Raw genomic sequence first — 17,290 nt, 5'->3', positions numbered from 1 at the left:
CGCTAGTGGCCGCCGGGCATCGCGGTGTCGAACTCGGGCACCTGGAAGCCGGGCTTGAGCCGCTGGAGCACCTTGCCGAAGGACTCCTTGTCCTGGGCCTTCTCCAGGGCGGCCTCGGGGGTGATGGTACCCGCGGTCACCAGCCGCTCCAGGTGCATGTCCAGCGTCTGCATGCCCAGCGACTGGCTCGCCTGCATCTTGCTCGCGATTTGAAACACCTTCCCCTCGCGAATCATGGAGGAGATGGCGCTCGAGCCGATGAGGATCTCCAGCGCGGCCACGCGGCCCTTGCCGTCCGCGGTGCGGATGAGCTGCTGGGCGATGATGCCGGCGAGGCCCTCGGCGAGCATGCCGCGCACCTGGGGCTGCTCGTCGGCGGGGAAGGAGTTGATGATGCGGTCGATGGTGGCCGGCGCGCTGTTGGTGTGCACCGTGGCGAAGACGAGCACCCCGAAGCTCGCCAGCTGCAGCGCCAGCTTCATCGTCTCGTTGGTGCGCAGCTCGCCGATGAGGATGACGTTGGGGTCCTCCCGGCCCGCCGAGCGGATGGCGGCGGTGAAGCTGGAGGCGTGCAGGCCCACCTCGCGGTGCGTCACCTGGGACTTCACCGACTCGTGCACGAACTCCACCGGATCCTCGATGGTGAGGATGTGCGCCGGGCGCGTGTGGTTGATGTGGTGGATCATCCCCGCCAGCGTGGTGGACTTGCCGCTGCCGGTGGGGCCGGTGACGAGCACCAGGCCGCTGCGGCGCTCGGCCAGCTTGCGCACCACCTCGGGGGTGTTGAGCTCCGTGAGCGACAGCACCTTGCTGGGAATGGTGCGGAAGACGGCCGCCAGACCCGTCGTCTTGTAGAAGTAGTTGGCGCGGAAGCGCGCCTTCGTCCCGTAGCCGTAGGCGAAGTCGAGGTCGAGCTCCTCGGTGATGTGCCGCTTCTGCTCGGGGGAGGTGAGCTCGAAGAGCATCTCCTCCAGCTCGGCCTGGGTGAGGAGCTGCTCGCGCAGGGGCGTGAGCTCGCCCCGGATGCGGCCCAGCGGCGGGTGGCCGATGCTCAGGTGCAGGTCGCTCCCCTTCTGCTCGAGGAGCTTGTCGAAGAGGGCGGAGATGCGCGGCGAGGTGCTCACGGGGTGGCCCCCTTGCGGTTGAGGAGGTTGCCCATCTTGGACAGCAGCCGGGCGCCATCACCCGGGGGAGGAGGCTCCGGAGGCGCGCCGGGCCGCTTGCCCGTCACCATGGCCTCCACCTCGTCCGGGCTCTCGGCGTAGCTCCGGGCGATCTCCAGCGTCGTCTTCCCGGCGCGCACCAGGTCGGCCAGCGAGTCGTCGAAGCGCACGATGCCCAGCCCCTTGCCGCGCTGTTGCAGGGAGGGAATCTGGTACGTCTTCCCGTCGCGGATGAGGTTGCCCAGGGCCACGGAGCCCGGGAGCAGCTCGGCGGCGGCCACCAGGGACTGGCCGTCCGCGCTCGGCATCAGCCGCTGGCTGACGATGAGGCGCAGGCTGCTGGCGAGCGTCATGCGCACCTGCGCCTGGTCCCCTGGCGGGAAGAGGTCGATGAGCCGGTCGATCGTCTTCGCCGCGCTGGGCGTGTTCATCGTGCTGATGAGCAGGTGGCCCGTCTCGCTGGCGGCCAGCGCCATGCGCACCGTCTCGGTGTCGCGCAGCTCGCCCACCAGGATGACGTCCGGATCCTCGCGCAAGCTGCCCTTGAGGGCGCTGGCGAAGGTCTTCGTATGGGTGCCCACCTCGCGCTGACTCAGCAGCGCCTTCTTGCGCGGGTGGAGGTACTCCACCGGGTCCTCCACGGTGAGCACGTGGTGCGACGTCTCGCGGTTGATGATGTCCACGATGGCCGCGAGCGTGCTCGTCTTGCCGTGGCCCGATGGGCCGGTGACGACGATGAGGCCCTGGTGGTGGTGGGTGGCCTTGGCGATGTCCGCGGGCAGGCCGAGCGACTCGAGGGTGGGAATCTCGCGCGGGATGAGGCGGAAGGTGCCCTTGTAGCCGGTGCGCTGGCGGCAGACGTTGACGCGGAAGCGGCCGGCGTGGCGCAGGTCGAGCGAGAAGTCACAGCTCCCGTCCCGGTCGAGCACGGGGCGCAGCCGCGCCGGCACGTGCGGCAGCAGCAGCGTCTCCACCACGTCGGGGGGGAGGGGCTCGCCGTGGGCCAGCAACTCGCCGACGATGCGGAAGAGGGGAGGGCGGCCGGCCACGACGTGCAGATCGCTCGCGCCCACGGTGCGCGCGTCCTCCAACAGCATCGAGAGATCGCGCGCGGACCCCGGCCGCACGACGATGCGCGGCCCCGGGGGCGGCGCTTCGGCCACGGGCTCGGCGGGAGGCGGGGGTTGGGGCTCCGGCGGGGGCTCGGGCGTGTCGCTCTTCGGCGGGAGGATCTGCACCCCGGAGGTCCTGGGGGACCGGGTGGACAGGCCGCCCATCGGGGGAGCCGGGCGAGAGGCGGGAGGTGGGGTCGGCGGAGTGCTCGCCGGACCGGGGCGCGGTGCGGGAGGCGCCGGGGTGCTGGGGGGGGCGGCCGGGGGGGCCGCGGTGATACGCGGGGTGGGAGGAGGCGTGGGCGCTCCGGCCGTCTGCTGCTCGTTGCGCACGACGCGCACGTTGAGCACGTCGCCGCGCCGCAGCGCGCCGACGACGACGGGGCCCAGCCCCTCGATGCGCAGGGCCCACTGGCTGGGCTTCTCGGAGATGTGGGCCGCACGGCTCTCTCCCACCAGCACCTGGAGCGCCGTGTTCAGCCCCTCCGTCGTGAGGATGCCGTCATCCACCACCTCGAAGCCGCCGCCCATCTTCACCATGGGCGTGCGCCCGCTGATGAGCGCGAGCTCCAGCACGCCCGGGCGGGCCAGGTGGCGCAGCAACTCCGCGATGGTCTTCATGCTCGACCCCAGCCTTCCTGAGTCCCGGGGCGCACCGCCTCCGGGAGCGGCCCTGCAGCATAGCTGGGATTTGCCATGAATCCTGGAAAGGTGCTGAAGAAGGGGGCGCATCCGCAATGGCGCGGTGTGTCATGAGGCCTGCAAAAGAAGACGCCCGGCGAGGCCGCTCGAATCGAGGGCCAGACCGGGCGTCAGGCGGGGCGGGATGCGACGGCCTTGGAGGACGAGACCGCGCCTCCCGGCCCGGGCTCAGAGCTCGCGCGACATCAGGAGGCGGAGCTTGCCGGACTTCTTGGACACCACGGTGGCCACGGTGGTGAAGCCCGCGTTGCGGTAGAAGCTCACCGCGGGGGCGTTGGCCGGGTCCACGCGCAGGGCGATCGTCTTGCGGTACATGTCCCGCGCCGTCTGGAGGGCGTGGTTGAGCACCGCCATGCCGACGCCGCGGCGGCGCAGCTCCGGCTTGACGACGATGTTGCGCATGTAGGCCGCGCCCGGAACGGGACCATCCCGCTCGATGGTGACGTAGCCGACCACCTGGTTCTGCACCTTGGCCACGTGCACGAAGGGGCGCAGGGCCGTCAGGGACTTGAGGCTGTCCTCCAGGGTCTCACCCCGGCTCTTCCACGGATCCGAGTTGGCCCTCAGGGCGGCCACGGACGCCATGTCCTCGTCGGTCGGCGAGGAGAACTTCACCGCCGGCGCCAGGTCGTTGGGCAGGTTGGCCATGTCCGGCACTGGCATCGCTCCCACCTCCACGCCCGGGTCCACCCGCTTCATCGTCATGCCTTGCTCCTCCATTGCGCTCCAGATCCTAACCGTTTCCCCGGTGCTCATGCACGCCCTGGGTTCGGCGTACATTTCCCCCCACGGTGTGGGAGGGAGCGGGATTCTGCCAAACTGCTCACGCGGGGCCAGCATTCCAAGGCCGCCCGCTCCCGCCTCTTCCGGGCTCCCACACCAGTTAAAGCGGGGGGCGGCTTTCAATGATGAACACCTTTCACTATAAAAAACCGTCCGCCTGGAGCGGGTTGGCCGAACCTTCCCCCTCCCTCTCGGCAGCCTGAGCTCCGCACGTGCAACTCAACCACGCCCAGCGCGAACTCACATTGAAGATCGTCTACTACGGCCCTGGGCTGAGTGGGAAGACGACGAACCTGCGCGCCATCCACGCTCGGGCACGGCCGGAGGCACGCGGCCGGTTGCTCAGCGTGGAGACGCACGAGGATCGTACGCTCTTCTTCGATCTTCTTCCGGTCTTCTTCACCAGCAGCTCGGGCTTCAAGGTGAAGCTCAAGCTCTTCACCGTGCCCGGGCAGGTGGTGCATGACGCCACCCGGCGCGTGGTGCTGCAGAACGCGGATGCGGTGGCCTTCATCGCCGACAGCCGCCGCAGCGCCTCGGCGGAGAACAACGCCTACTGGCGGATGCTCCGGGCGAACATGAGGGAGAACGGCCTGGACGCCTCACAAGTGCCCGTGGTCATCCAGTTCAACAAGCGCGATCTGCCGGACGCCCAGACCGACGAGGAGCTGGAGGCGGCGCGCAAGCGCGGCTCCGAGCCGGTGGTGGGGGCGGTGGCCCTGCGCGGCGAGGGAGTGATGGAGACGTTGCATGCGCTCCTGCAGGTGGCCTGGCGCAATCTGGACGAGCGTACGCGGCTGGCGCGCAACATCGGGCTGACGGAGAAGGAGTTCCTCACGCACATCTTCCAGCAGATGGACCTGACGGGCACGGCGCTCGAGCCCGTCTATCCGCCATCGGGAGGGAAGACGCGATGAGCGCCGACAAACCGGGCTCCCCGGGGAGCGAGCACGTCGGGTCGGTGCTCCAGCGCAAGCTGTCGCTGGTGGACATGCTGGACCCGGTCACCTTCGGGGACGTGGTGGAGAGCCTCGGGGAGCTGTACCGGGTGGGCATCCGGGTGCTGGATGCCCAGGGCCGCACGCTGGCGGACGCCAAGGGCAGCAACGGGGACTTCTGCGGCTTCGTCACCGCGAGTGGCGAGGGCCGCTCGCGCTGTGGCGCCCAGGTGGCGCGCATGAACGAGGGGCCGCTGACGTCCACGCAGGGCGCGCAGGTGCTGCCGGGGACGGGTCCCCTGGGGGGAGAGCTGCTCTCCCAGCCCTGCTTCACCGGCCTGCGCTACCTGACGATGCCGGTGGTGTGGGAGGGCGATCTGCTGGGGCGCGTCCTCTTCGGGCCCTTCGCGCCGGAGGAGCTGAAGGAGCTGCCCGCCTCGCTGACGGAGCTGGCGGGGCTGGACCTGGCGCGGGCGTGCGAGCTGGTGGCGAATGTGCGGCACATGTCCGAGCACAAGGTGTCGAGGATGGTGGTGAACTTCGCCCAGGTGATGGCGGCGCTGCTGGCGGCCGGGCAGAAGGCCTACCTGACGGGGCAGCTGCACCTGGAGGCGATGCTGGAGACGCAGCGCGAGCTGGAGGCGCAGAACGCGCAGCTGCTGCGGCTCAACCAGCGGCTGAAGGAGGCGGACCGCATCAAGTCGAGCTTCCTGGGGACGGTGAGCCACGAGCTGCGCACGCCGCTGGCGTCCATCATCGGCTACTCGGAGATGTTGTCCGAGGGGCTGGTGGGGGGGCTGAACGCGGAGCAGACGCAGTTCGTGCGGACGATCATCGACAAGGGCAACACGCTGCTCAAGCTCATCTCCTCCATCCTGGACATGAGCCAGATCGAAGCGGGGAAGGTGCGGCTGGCGTTCGAGTGGGTGGACGTGCGGGAACTGGTGGAGAGCGCGCTGACGAGCGTGGCGCCGCAGGCACAGCGCAAGGGGCTGGTGCTGAAGACGCAGCTGCCGGCGGTGGTGCAGGCGCGGGTGGTGGCGGACCGGGAGAAGCTGAGACAGGTGGTGGTGAACCTGCTGGCGAACGCGGTGAAGTTCACGCCGACGGGTGGGCGGGTGGACGTGAGGCTGTCGGAGCTGGGGCCGCAGGCGGAGCTGGGGGGATCGGGCTACCACATCGAGGTGGAGGACACGGGGGTGGGAATCCCGGCGGACCAGAGGGACCGCATCTTCCAGAGCTTCTACCAGGTGGACGACAGTCCGACGCGGGAGTACGGGGGAGCGGGGCTGGGGCTGGCGATCGTGAAGAGCTACGTGGAGGGGCACGGGGGACAGGTGTCGGTGACGAGCGAGGTAGGGAGGGGTTCGTGCTTCCGGGTGGTGATGCCGCAGGAGCCGCCGCTATCGGGGCAGGGGCCGGCCTACATTCCGCCGCCGGTGGACACGGAACCCGAGCGTTTCTGACCCACCCACCCCCATCTTCCCCCTCTCCCTCTGGGAGAGGGGCGGGGTGAGGGTATAGGAAACCCCAGGTTGGATCCGCGCATGTGCCCCGGCTCGGTCTGGGAGAGGGCTGGGGTGAGGGTCTACCCTGGGTTCCGTGAGAGAGAAGCCGAAGCCGAAGCCGAAGCCAGCGGGAGAATTCGCCCTCATCGATCTCTTCCTGTCCCAGTTCCCACGGGCGCGAGTTCCCGTGGGACCGGGAGACGACTGCGCGGTCCTCGCGCCAGCGAAGGGGGCGCAGTGCATCACCACGGATGCGGTGGTGGAGGACGTGCACTTCAAGAGGGACTGGTTCACACCGGAGGAGATCGGCCACAAGGCGCTGGCGGTGAACCTGTCGGACCTCGCGTCGATGGGAGCGGTGCCGCGCTGGTTCGTCTGTGCGCTCGCGCTGCCGCGAGACTTCCCGCGCGGCGAGCTCCTCGGCATCGCGAGGGGCATGAGCGCGCTGGCGCGAGAGCACGGAATCACGCTGATCGGAGGCAACTTCACCTCCGCGCGCGAGCTCTCCATCACCGTCACGGCGGCGGGAGAGCTCCCGCCGGGCACCGCACCCATCACGCGAGCCGGAGGCCGTCCAGGAGACCTGCTGTACGTCTCGGGCACGCTGGGTGAAGCGAGGCTGGGCCTCCAGCAACTCCTGTCGGGCCAGAGGCGGTCGGCGGCGATCCTCCGCCAGAAGCGCCCGGAGCCGAGAGTCGAACTGGGCCGGATCGCGGTGCGCTTCGCCTCGGCGGGGCTGGATCTGTCCGATGGGCTCGCGCAGGATCTCGGGCATCTGTGCGTGGCCTCGGGCGTGGGAGCACAGCTGGAGCTCGAGCGCCTGCCTGTCTCCCGAGCGGTGCATGCCTCCCTGGGTGTGGAGGGAGCGTTGGCGGGAGGCGAGGACTACGAGTTGCTCCTGGCGGTCCCGCCCGCGCGCATGTCGGTCTTCGAGCGAGCGTGTCTCCGAGCGGAGGAGCCCGTGACGCGCATCGGGCAACTCACCCCGGGTCAACCGGGACATATACATGACGCGATGGGCCGGACCTTGCGCTTGCCCGCCGGCTACGACCACTTCCGAGGGGGCGGGCGGATTGACCGTTCCAGACGGTAGGGCTAAACCGACACCCTGCTGTCGCCGTCTCCCGAAAAAGCGAAACCGTGCGCCGCCCTCTCCGCGACGATTCCTCCCCCGGCCTCTCTCCCCGCCGCGTTCCGGTGCAGCGGTTGCTGCGTTCCGTGGAACAGAGCGATACGGGGGGCCACGAAGTGTCCCTGCAGCTGAAGATCCTCACCGGCTACGTGATGCTGGGGTGCGTGTTGACCGCGGCCCTGCTCATCTCGGAGACGCTGCTGGGCTTCTGGTGGCGCATCGGCATGGCGCTGAGCCTGACGTTGGGGCTCTCGCTGATGCTGCCGCGCTACCTGGCGCGAGTGACGCGCGTGCGGGTGCTGTCGCGCTCGGCGTTCGAGATCTCCCAGGGTGACCTGTCCAAGCCGCTGGTGGTCGAGCCTCCGCGCGCGCTGCGCCGGGACGAGATCGACGAGCTGGCGCTGGCGATCAGCAAGATGCAGGAGAACCTGCGCGAGCTGGTGGGCAAGATTCAAGACACCGCCAAGAGCGTGGCGGACACGGCGAAGGACCTTCAGGGCTCGGCGGAGAACGTCAACGCGACCAACGAGGAGGTGGGCTTGTCGATGGACAAGATCGCCCAGGGCGCGGAGACGCAGTCGCAGCTGGTGGGCCGCACGTCGAAGGTGATTACGGAGATGGCCGGCAGCATCCAGCGTACGGCGGCGAGCGCGGAGGACGCGGCGCGCACGGCGGCGGAGACGAGCAGCGCGGCCGAGAACGGCAGCAAGGCGGCGCTGCTGGCCGGCGAGAAGGTGAAGAAGGTCTTCAACCGGATCGAGGCGGCGAGCCAGCAGGTGTTCGCCTTCGGCGAGAAGACGCAGGAGATTTCGAAGATTGTCGACGCCATCACCCAGGTGGCGCAGCAGACGAACCTGCTGGCGCTCAACGCGACCATCGAGGCGGCGCGCGCGGGCGAGTACGGCCGCGGCTTCGCGGTGGTGGCCGACGAGGTGCGCAAGCTGGCCGAGAGCGCGGGCCGCTCGGCGGAGCAGATCTCCCGGCTGGCGCGCGACATCTCCGGCCAGTCGACGGCGGTGGTGAGCGCGATGAAGGAGGGCATCGAGGAGCTGGCGGAGGGCCGCGAGGACCTCACCGGCATCGTGCGCTCCATGGGCGCCATCACCGACACCGTGCGCAAGGTGGCCGAGAAGGTGCACCTCATCTCCGACAGCGCCCGCGAGCAGCTCAAGGGCAGCGAGGAGATGGTGAAGGCCACCGAGGAGATCTCCCTGGTGGCCCGGAACAACTCGGCCTCCACCGAGGCCATCCAGGCCGTCATCCAGGAGCAGACGGACGCCATGGTGCGGATGACGTCGCTGGCCAGCGAGCTGACCAACCTCTCCATCGAGCTGCAGAGCGTGGTGCGCAGCTTCCGGCTGAACGCCTGAGCACCTGGCCGGCTCCCGCCCTCCCCCTCCCTCCAGGGTGGGTCGGGACGCGGGTTGTTCGGTTGTCTGCTCTCGCGGATTTCCCAGAACCCGAGCCCTGCTGATAGAAAGTCGTCTGCGTGCGGCACGTCATCATCCGGGTGGAGAAGGAGCGCTACGGCCTGCCGCTGGCGGCGGTGAAGGAGGTGGTGGTGCCTCCGGAACGCTTCACCCGGGTCCCTCGGGCGCCGGCGGCGGTGACGGGGGTGATGAACCTGCGGGGACGGGTGGTGACGGTGGTGGAGCTGCGCCAGTTGTTGGGGCTGCCGGATGGGCCCACGCCGCCGGGCCGGGTGGTGCTGCTGGACCGGGGCCGGAGGGATCTGGGCCTGCTGGTGACGGATGTGGACGGAATCGAGGCGGTGGAGCGGGTGAGTACGGCGCCGGGCAAGGCGGTGCCCGCGGTACGAGGAGTAGCGAGGTTGAGGGGATTGGCCGTGACGGTGTTGGATCCAGAGGGGCTGGATTCCGCGGTGGTTGGACTCTTCACCGCGGCTCAACAGAAGTGAGTAGCCGCCTGAAATGGGCGGATGGTAGTGTCCGCGGCCCTCTCGGGGCCTTGAGCGGAGGCGGAGCTTCAAATGGCTAAGCGGGTGCTGGTCGTCGACGATGCCATCTTCATGCGCAACATGATCAAGGACATCTTCGCGTCCGGTGGCTTCGAGGTCGTCGGCGAGGCGGCCAACGGACTGGAGGCCGTGGAGAAGTACAAGGAGTTGAAGCCGGATCTGACGACGATGGACATCGTCATGCCGTTCAAGAGCGGCATCGAGGCCACGCGGGAGATCATCAAGTACGACGCCAACGCGGTGGTCATCATGTGCTCGGCGCTGGGACAGGAGAGCCTGGTGATGGAGGCCATCGAGGCGGGAGCCTCGGACTTCATCGTCAAGCCGTTCCGAGCGGAGGACGTGCTGGCGGTCGTCAAGAAGGTATTGGGCGAGGGCTGAGGCCCCCGTCCTGATGCAGGCGTGCGGATGACCGTCGTGCGCCTCCGAGGCTGGACATGACGATGGACATGTCCCGCTACCTCGGCCTGTTCCTCACCGAGGCAAGCGAGCACCTGGAAGGGTTGGGGCGGGACCTCGTGCAGCTGGAGCGCGAGGGGGCACCCGCGGTGGTGGACTCCATGTTCCGCCACGCCCACTCGGTCAAGGGCATGGCGTCCTCGATGGGATTCGAGGCCATCGCCGTGCTGGCCCACCGGGTGGAGGACCTGGTCGACGCCATCCGGCAGGATCCGAGCAGGCTGGAGCGCACCCTGGTGGACCTGCTCCTGGCGGCCACCGACATCATGCTGGCCCAGGTGCGCTCCGTGGCGGACAACAAGCCGCCGGATGACGCCTCCGCGCTGTTGGGCCAGCTGGCCGAACGGGTGAGTGCTCTCACGGGTCGCGCGCCGGGCGCCACGCGGGTGCTGGGCCGGACCTCCGGCTCCGTTGCCAGTGTCGCGCCCGTTCCGGCCGCCACGCCTGCCCCTGCCGCTCCCGTTGCTCCTCCTGCCGAGGCCGCCGCTCCGGCTGCTCCCGTCGCCGCGCCCGCTCCCGAGGCTCCGGTGGCCGCGACGGCCCAGCTGGCCGCCTCGGTGTCCATGGCGGTGGTGACCCCCTTCACGATGGAAGGGGAGGCGAAGCCAGAGGCCCCTCCGAAGACGATGAAGCGCTGGGCGGTGCGGCTGCGCATCGCGCCCACCTGCCAGACGCCGGGCGTGCGGGCCTTCCTGGTGCACAAGCGGCTCACGGGCCTGGGGACGCTGCACGACCTGTTTCCCACGCTGGAGGACCTCAAGGCCGGCCGCATCCCGGATGGGAACATCCAGCTCGAGCTGGAGACGGCCGAGGGCGAGGAGGGCATCCGCAAGGCGCTGCGCAACGTGGCGGAGGTGGAGCTCGTCTCGCTGGCGCTCGCGGTCGCCGCACCACCGCCCGCGCCCGTCTCGCAGGCGGCGCAGTCGCTGGCGGAGTCCGCCCGGACGGTGGGAGGGGACTCGGCGACGCGCACGGTGCGCGTGCGCACGGAGCTGCTGGATTACTTCCTGGACACGGTGGGCGAGCTGCTGCTGGCCACCGCGCGCCTGCGCGAGCTGGGCAAGGTGCTGCCGGAGGGCTCGCGCCCGCCCATCGAGGAGGGCGTCTACCGGCTGCAGACGCTGGTGAAGGACCTGCACGACAAGGTGATGAGCGCGCGCATGACGCCGCTGTCGCTCATCACGGACCGGCTGCCCCGCGCGGCACGCGACATCGCCCGGCGCAAGGAGCGCGAGGTCGACCTGGTCATCACCGGCGCGGAGATCGAGCTCGACCGGGCCATCCTCGACGAGCTGGCCGACCCCCTGCTGCACCTGCTGCGCAACTGCATCGACCACGGCCTGGAGTCACCGGAGGAGCGGGTGGCGGCGGGCAAGGGCGCGCGAGGACGCGTGCTGGTGTCCGTGCGGCGCGCGCGCGACCGGGTGGTGGTGGAGATGGAGGACGACGGCCGGGGCATGAACGCCGCGAATCTGAAGGCGGCGGCGGTGGCTCGTGGCGCCATCAGCGCGGAGGCGGCGGCGCGGATGACGGACCGCGAGGCCTTCCTGCTCGCGTGCCTGCCGGGCGTGTCCACCGCGAAGGACGTCTCGGAAATCTCGGGCCGCGGCGTGGGCATGGACGCGGTGAAGCGCGTGGTGGAGAACGTGGGCGGGACGCTGGAGATCGAGAGCGAGCTGGGCCGCGGCACACGCTTCACGCTGCGGCTGCCGCTGACGGTGGCGGTGGTGCACCTGCTGCTGGTGGCGGTGGGCGAGGAGGTGTTCGGCCTGCCCATCGCCAAGGTGGTGGGCGCGACGGAGGCGGACGGCGAGAAGCTCGACCGCAGCCGCGAGACACCGATGCTGCCCCACGGCCACGGGCTGTTACCCGTGTACGGGTTGGATGCGCTGGTGGGCGTCGATGCCCCGCCGCGCAAGGGCATGCGGCCGTTCGTGGTGATGGAAGGAGACGCGGGACGGGTCGCTCTCGCGGTCGACAGATTGGTGGGGCAGGAGGAGGCGGTGCTCAAGCCGCTGTCCCGGCCCCTGGACTTGCTGCCGGGCCTCTCGGGAGTGACCATCCTGGGAAGTGGCCGCCCGGTGTTCATCCTGGACGTGCCGAGGTTACTGTCCGCGTGAGCCCCCACCCGAGCGACATTCAGCTGGACGCCCTTCGTGAGGTGGCCAACATCGGCTGCGGGCACGCGGTGAGCGCGCTCGCGCGGCTGGTGGGTGGCCGCACGGTGAACCTGTCCGTGCCGCGCGCGATGCTGGCGGCGACCTCGGAGGTGGCGCAGCTGCTGGGGGGTGGCGAGACCTCCGTGGTGGCGGCGAAGCTGGGCATGGAGGGGCAGCTCCGGGGCGTGCTGTTGCTGGTGATGCCCACGGAGGACAGCGAGGCGCTGGAGGCGCTGCTGCTGCGGCGCCGGGACGCGCCGCTGGAGGATCGGGAGAGCGCGCTGTCGGAGACGGCCAACATCGTGGCGAGCGCGTGCCTGTCTGCCATCGGCACGCTGACGGGCTGGCGGCTGCTGCCGACGGTGCCGGCGCTGGTGCGGGGCACGGCGGACGCGGTGGTGGCGGGGGCGATGAAGGAGGCCGAGGGCAACAGCCGCGTGGTGGTGCTGGAGACGCGCTTCTCGGCGGTGGGAGCGCCCGCGGTGTCTGGCCAGGTGCTGCTGTTGCTGGAGCGCGAGAGCTCCAGGGCCCTGCTCGCCCGTCTCGGCGTCTGACCGGGAGGGCCGGGCAACCAGCCGTGGCCCGAGGTGCTGCTTGCGGCCCCCGGACACCCATCCCAACTTGACCCATCGTGGGGCGCGGCGTCTCCGCGTCCCATGGGGGAAGCGGGCATGCGGGGTGTCATCTGGGGAGCGGTGCTGGGGGCGTTGGTGCTCGCGGGTTGTCGGACGGATGGCACGGTGGCCATGCGCCAGTCCTCGGGCAGCGAGGGCTCCATCGCGAAGAACCCCCATTCGCTCGAGCGGGGCTTCATGATGAAGGGCACCGTCTCCGGCGAGTACTCGGACATGCTCGTCATCGAGGACAAGTGGGGCAAGGCGCGCTACCTGCGCATCACCCCGCAGACGCGCTACTACCAGGACGGCAAGCTGATTGGCCGCGAGTTCCTCGCTCCCGGCTCCACCGTGCGCGCCTCGTTCGCCAGCAACGACCTGGAGATGGTCGCGCGCGAAATCATCGTCGTGGAGGACGTGGGCAAGGCGGACCCCCATGACGTGCCGGACAGGGCGAACACCCTTCCCTGACCGGACAGGCACGCTGTCTTGGAGACGTGAGGCTTTGACACGGTGCGCTAGCGCGGTGTGTCATTCTTTGCATTCCTCGAACGTGACTTGACGGGGCGTGTACGCTCCATGCGCCGGATGTGAAAGAGACAATTCAAGGGCCTGGATTTACTGCCGTTTCATGACATCCGAAGTGCCAGGGTTCACTTTCTAGAGCGGGTGTGGAAAAGTCCCGCCCAATGGTTGATTCGTCGCCTCGTCGCCCCCCGGCCAGACGCGCGAACATTCTTCACCCCGCTGCGATTTCCCTGTTGCTTTTTCCCCTGGCGGTCACCGGCTGCGTTCACTCGCAACCGCCCTCTGGGAACGCAACCTCGGAGGTCGGCACGCCCGCGTCCGTTCAGGCGCCCGCCCCCGTTGCCCCGGAGGCTCCGGCGCCCGCGACGGTGGCGGCTCCCGCGCGTCGTTGGTCCGACGAGGTGCTCTACTTCGTCGTGTTGGACCGCTTCGCCAACGGCGATCCGGCCAACGACATCCAGGTGGACAAGAAGGCCCCCGGCGCGTTCCACGGGGGGGACTTCAAGGGTTTGCGCGAGCAGCTCGACGAGCTGTCCTCGCTGGGCGTGACGGCGATCTGGATCACCCCGGTGGTGAAGAACATCGAGGGCTTCGTCACCGGCGCCGGCTTCCCGGACTGGGGCTACCACGGCTACTGGGCGGACGACTTCCATCAGCTCGACCCCCGCTTCGGCGGTGAGCAGGAGCTGAAGGCGCTGGTGGACGCGTGTCACCAGCGGGGCATCCGCGTGCTGCTGGACGTGGTCTACAACCACCCTGGCTACAACTCGCGCTACCTGTCGGCCCCCGAGACGCGTGGCTGGCTGCGCTCGGAGGAGAAGGGCACCTGCGGGCAGGATGACCTGACCTCCTGCGTGTCCGGCCTGCCGGACTTCAAGACGGAGCTGCCCGAGGTGGCGAAGTACCTGCTCGACGCGCAGATTTCCTGGGGCAAGCGTTCAGGAGTGGACGGCTTCCGGCTGGACACGGTGAAGCACGTCGACCACCCCTTCTGGCAGGAGCACCGCCGCCGCACGCGCGAGGAGCTGGGGAAGGACTTCTTCCTGATTGGCGAGGTGTGGGGCGGGGATCGCGAGTCGCTCGACGCGTGGTTCGTCAATGACGAGATGGATGCCGGCTTCGACTTCGGCTTCCAGGGCAGCGCGCTCGCCTGGGTGCAGGGCCGCGGGCGCACCGTCGCCTTCGATGCCTACCTCCGCTCGCGCGGCAAGGTGCGCAAGGGCTACCTGCTGTCTCACTTCCTGTCCTCGCACGACGTGCCCGGCGCGCTCTTCCAGTTGGGGGGCGACAAGGCGCGCTTCCGGCTCGCGGCGGCGTTGCAGCTCACCACCTCCGGCATGCCCGTCATCTACTACGGCGAGGAAGTGGGCCGCGCCGGGGGGGACTGGCCGGCCAACCGGAGCGACATGCCCTGGGGCGAGCGCGCGGTGCAGCCCGGCGTGGGCCTGCCGCGCGACGAGTCGCTTCGCCAGTTCTACCAGAAGCTCATCGCCATTCGCCGTGCACACCCGGCGCTGGCGCGTGGTACGCACAAGGGGCTCGCCACGGATGGTGACGTCTACGCCTTCCTCCGGCACGAGCCGGAGTCGGGCGATGCGGTAGTGGTCGCGGTGAACCGCGGTGACAAGAAGGCGGCCGTGTCGTTTCCCTGGCCCGAGGCCTGGAGCGGTGCGGACGCGGAAGACCTGCTCGATGGGAAGTCCCTGAAGGCCGGTCCTACGGTAGAAGTGACCGTCGAGCCTCTGTCCGTCCGCATCCTGGGGCGGTCTCGTTAGATGCGAAAGTAGTCCAACTGGAAACAGGCACCCGGGTGAGCCGGGGTGTGCCCGCGTGGTGGGGAGAGCCTGAATGGCCGGTGTGGTTTTCAAGAATGTGGCCAAGCGGTATGGCGACGTCTCGGTCATCGAGGGATTGAACCTCGATATCCGTGACCATGAGTTCATGGTGCTGGTGGGCCCGACGGGCTGTGGCAAGTCCACGGCGCTGCGGATGATCGCCGGCCTCGAGGAGATCTCCGGCGGGAGCCTGTCCATTGGCGACCGCGTGGTGAACGAGCTGCCGCCCAAGGATCGCGACGTCGCGATGGTCTTCCAGAACTATGCGCTCTATCCGCATATGACCATCCGGGAGAACCTCGAGTTCGGTCTGAAGATCCGCAAGACGCCCAAGCCGGAGATGGACAAGCTGGTGAACGATGCCGCCGAGATTCTCGGCATCACGCACCTGCTGGACCGCAAGCCCAAGCAGCTGTCCGGTGGTCAGCGCCAGCGCGTGGCGCTCGGCCGCGCCATCGTGCGCAAGCCGGCGGTGTTCCTCTTCGACGAGCCGCTGTCCAACCTCGACGCCAAGCTGCGCGTGCAGATGCGCTCGGAGATCAAGAAGCTCCAGCAGCGTCTGGGCGTCACCTCGGTCTACGTGACGCACGATCAGATCGAGGCCATGACGATGGGTCACCGCATTGCGGTGATGAAGGAGGGCAAGCTGCAGCAGCTCGGCACCCCGCTGGAGGTGTACGAGCGCCCGGCCAACGTCTTCGTGGCCCAGTTCATCGGCTCCCCGCCCATGAGCTTCGCCACCGCCACGCTCTCGGCCAATGGCGAGTCCATCGAGGGTGATGGCTTCAAGCTGCCGGTCCCCCAGAGCCTGCGCGCGGTGACGGCGGGCAAGGGGGGCCGCAAGTTGAAGGTCGGCATCCGTCCTGACAACATCATCGCGCCCACGGTTACCGCCCGCGGTGAGACGGCGCCGCTGGAGGTGAAGGTGGATCTCGTCGAGCCGCTCGGCAACGAGGTCATCGTCCACTCCCGCCTCGCCGAGCATTCGATCGTCTTCCGGCTGCCGCCCCAGCACACGCCCGAGACGGGCGCGAAGATGCAGGTGGTGGTCGAGCTGGAAGCGCTGCACCTGTTCGACGCTGAAACCGAGCAACGTCTGTCCGCCTAGTCGAGTCCCCTCCAGAGGAGCTCCACGACATGAAGAACCTGCGACTGATGATCGCGGCCGTGTGCCTGTGCGCGCTCGGCCTGATTGCAAGGCCCGCCGCCGCCGCCGAGACGAAGGAGATCGTCTTGTGGCACGCCTACCGCGCCGAGGAGAAGACGGCGCTGGAGAAGGTGATCGCCCAGTTCAACGCCGCCAATGCCTCCAAGGGCATCAAGGTGACGACGCTGGCAGTGCCGTATGACGCCTACGCGGACAAGATCTCCGCCACCGTGCCGCGCGGCAAGGGGCCGGACATCTTCATCTTCGCCCAGGACCGCCTGGGTGGATGGATCGAAGCGGGCAACACGGTGGCGCCCATCGACTTCTTCGTGGATGACGCCCTCCGCAAGCGCTTCATCCCCGGCACGATGGAGGCGATGACCTACCGCGGCACCGTGTACGGCCTGCCGCTGAACTACAAGGTCATCACGCTCATCTACAACAAGAAGCTCGTGCCCACCCCGCCGAAGACGAGCGGCGAGCTGGTGACGATCGCCAAGAAGCTCACCGACAAGAAGGCCGGCCGCTTCGGTCTGGCGTACTCCTACGGTGACTTCTACTTCCACGCGGCCCTGATGAACGGCTTCGGCGGCGGCGTGTTCGGCCAGGGCACCACGCCCACCCTCAACTCGCCGCAGAACGTGAAGTCGGTGGAGCAGGTGATGAAGTGGGTGGAGAAGGACGGCATCCTGCCCGCCGAGCCCTCCTCGGCGCTCATCACCTCGCTCTTCAACGAGGGCAAGGCGGCCATGGTGTTCTCCGGCCCCTGGTTCCTGGGCGAAATCGCCAAGGGCGTGGACTACGGCCTGGCGCCGCTGCCCACGCTGGACGAGGCCGGTGGCAAGCCGATGCGCCCGTGGATGACGGTGGAGGGCGTGTACATCTCCGCTCCGTCGAAGAACACGGACGCGGCCTTCGAGGTGGCGAAGTTCCTCACCAGCGACGAGGCCGCCAAGGTGCTCGCGCTGGAGGGCCGGCAGAACCCCGCCAACTCGGCGGTGTACTCCGATCCGAAGGTCCAGGCGGACGCGCAGCTCAAGGCGTTCCGCGACCAGGTCGACACGGCGGTGCCGATGCCCAACGTGCCGGAGATGACGATGGTCTGGTCGCCGGCCACCTCGGCGATGAACTCCATCCTCAAGAAGGCCGCCACTCCCAAGGCCGCCCTCGACGTAGCCCAGAAGGCCGTGGCCAAGGACGTGGCCGGCCTGCGCAAGAAGTGAGGAGCGAGT

At 69.1% G+C, this 17,290-nt stretch carries 15 protein-coding genes; 12 read left to right on the top strand and 3 right to left on the bottom strand.

Annotation, left to right across the window (positions count from 1 at the left end):
• Nucleotides 1–2: 2 nt before the first annotated feature.
• From NR810_RS16415 to NR810_RS16405, 3 genes are all read right to left on the bottom strand, one after another.
• Nucleotides 3–1,124 carry a type IV pilus twitching motility protein PilT gene (locus NR810_RS16415; protein ID WP_257453549.1) on the bottom strand — a complete coding sequence of 374 codons (1,122 nt, stop codon included), beginning with the start codon at nt 1,122–1,124 and terminating at the stop codon, nt 3–5.
• The gene (locus tag NR810_RS16410; protein ID WP_257453548.1) at nt 1,121–2,896 is read right to left on the bottom strand and encodes a type IV pilus twitching motility protein PilT; all 1,776 of its coding nucleotides are present in this window, start codon (nt 2,894–2,896) and stop codon (nt 1,121–1,123) included. The genes NR810_RS16415 and NR810_RS16410 overlap by 4 nt, the downstream gene beginning before the upstream one ends.
• 249 nt (nt 2,897–3,145) lie before the next feature.
• Entirely contained in the window at nt 3,146–3,682 is a 537-nt protein-coding gene (locus NR810_RS16405) for a GNAT family N-acetyltransferase (RefSeq protein WP_204224881.1), read from the bottom strand.
• Between the two features lie 290 nt (nt 3,683–3,972).
• On the opposite strand from NR810_RS16405, the gene NR810_RS16400 reads away from it, so the two are divergent.
• From NR810_RS16400 to NR810_RS16345, 12 genes are all read left to right on the top strand, one after another.
• A complete protein-coding gene (locus NR810_RS16400) occupies nt 3,973–4,677 on the top strand; it encodes a GTP-binding protein (protein ID WP_204224882.1) in 705 nt (234 codons plus the stop codon).
• Entirely contained in the window at nt 4,674–6,164 is a 1,491-nt protein-coding gene (locus tag NR810_RS16395) for an ATP-binding protein (protein WP_257453547.1), read from the top strand. The genes NR810_RS16400 and NR810_RS16395 overlap by 4 nt, the downstream gene beginning before the upstream one ends.
• Before the next feature lie 136 nt (nt 6,165–6,300).
• Entirely contained in the window at nt 6,301–7,299 is a 999-nt protein-coding gene (thiL, locus tag NR810_RS16390; protein WP_257453546.1) for a thiamine-phosphate kinase, read from the top strand.
• A gap of 47 nt (nt 7,300–7,346) precedes the next feature.
• Complete coding sequence (locus tag NR810_RS16385) at nt 7,347–8,708, top strand: methyl-accepting chemotaxis protein (protein WP_257453545.1); 1,362 nt, start codon at nt 7,347–7,349, stop codon at nt 8,706–8,708.
• A gap of 119 nt (nt 8,709–8,827) precedes the next feature.
• Nucleotides 8,828–9,256 carry a chemotaxis protein CheW gene (locus NR810_RS16380; protein WP_204224886.1) on the top strand — a complete coding sequence of 143 codons (429 nt, stop codon included), beginning with the start codon at nt 8,828–8,830 and terminating at the stop codon, nt 9,254–9,256.
• Nucleotides 9,257–9,328: 72 nt separating this feature from the next.
• Nucleotides 9,329–9,697, top strand: coding sequence for a response regulator (locus tag NR810_RS16375; RefSeq protein ID WP_108067310.1), 369 nt, complete (start codon nt 9,329–9,331; stop codon nt 9,695–9,697).
• Between the two features lie 56 nt (nt 9,698–9,753).
• Nucleotides 9,754–11,895 (top strand): chemotaxis protein CheA, encoded by a 2,142-nt coding sequence (locus NR810_RS16370; protein ID WP_257453544.1) that lies wholly within the window; start codon nt 9,754–9,756, stop codon nt 11,893–11,895.
• The gene (locus NR810_RS16365; protein WP_257453543.1) at nt 11,892–12,488 is read left to right on the top strand and encodes a chemotaxis protein CheC; all 597 of its coding nucleotides are present in this window, start codon (nt 11,892–11,894) and stop codon (nt 12,486–12,488) included. The genes NR810_RS16370 and NR810_RS16365 overlap by 4 nt, the downstream gene beginning before the upstream one ends.
• Nucleotides 12,489–12,605: 117 nt before the next feature.
• Nucleotides 12,606–13,019, top strand: coding sequence for a hypothetical protein (locus tag NR810_RS16360; protein ID WP_257453542.1), 414 nt, complete (start codon nt 12,606–12,608; stop codon nt 13,017–13,019).
• Between the two features lie 425 nt (nt 13,020–13,444).
• Nucleotides 13,445–14,851, top strand: a complete 1,407-nt coding sequence (locus NR810_RS16355; RefSeq protein WP_257453541.1) for an alpha-amylase family glycosyl hydrolase — start codon at nt 13,445–13,447, stop codon at nt 14,849–14,851.
• Between the two features lie 73 nt (nt 14,852–14,924).
• Nucleotides 14,925–16,019 (top strand): ABC transporter ATP-binding protein, encoded by a 1,095-nt coding sequence (locus tag NR810_RS16350; RefSeq protein ID WP_257453540.1) that lies wholly within the window; start codon nt 14,925–14,927, stop codon nt 16,017–16,019.
• Between the two features lie 29 nt (nt 16,020–16,048).
• Nucleotides 16,049–17,281, top strand: a complete 1,233-nt coding sequence (locus NR810_RS16345) for an extracellular solute-binding protein (RefSeq protein ID WP_257453539.1) — start codon at nt 16,049–16,051, stop codon at nt 17,279–17,281.
• Nucleotides 17,282–17,290 lie beyond the last annotated feature (9 nt).

This window comes from Archangium lipolyticum, assembly GCF_024623785.1.
In the GTDB taxonomy this organism is placed as follows: domain Bacteria; phylum Myxococcota; class Myxococcia; order Myxococcales; family Myxococcaceae; genus Archangium; species Archangium lipolyticum.
The sequence above is the reverse complement of the archived record's forward strand: the minus strand, read 5'-3'. Positions and strand labels throughout refer to the sequence as shown.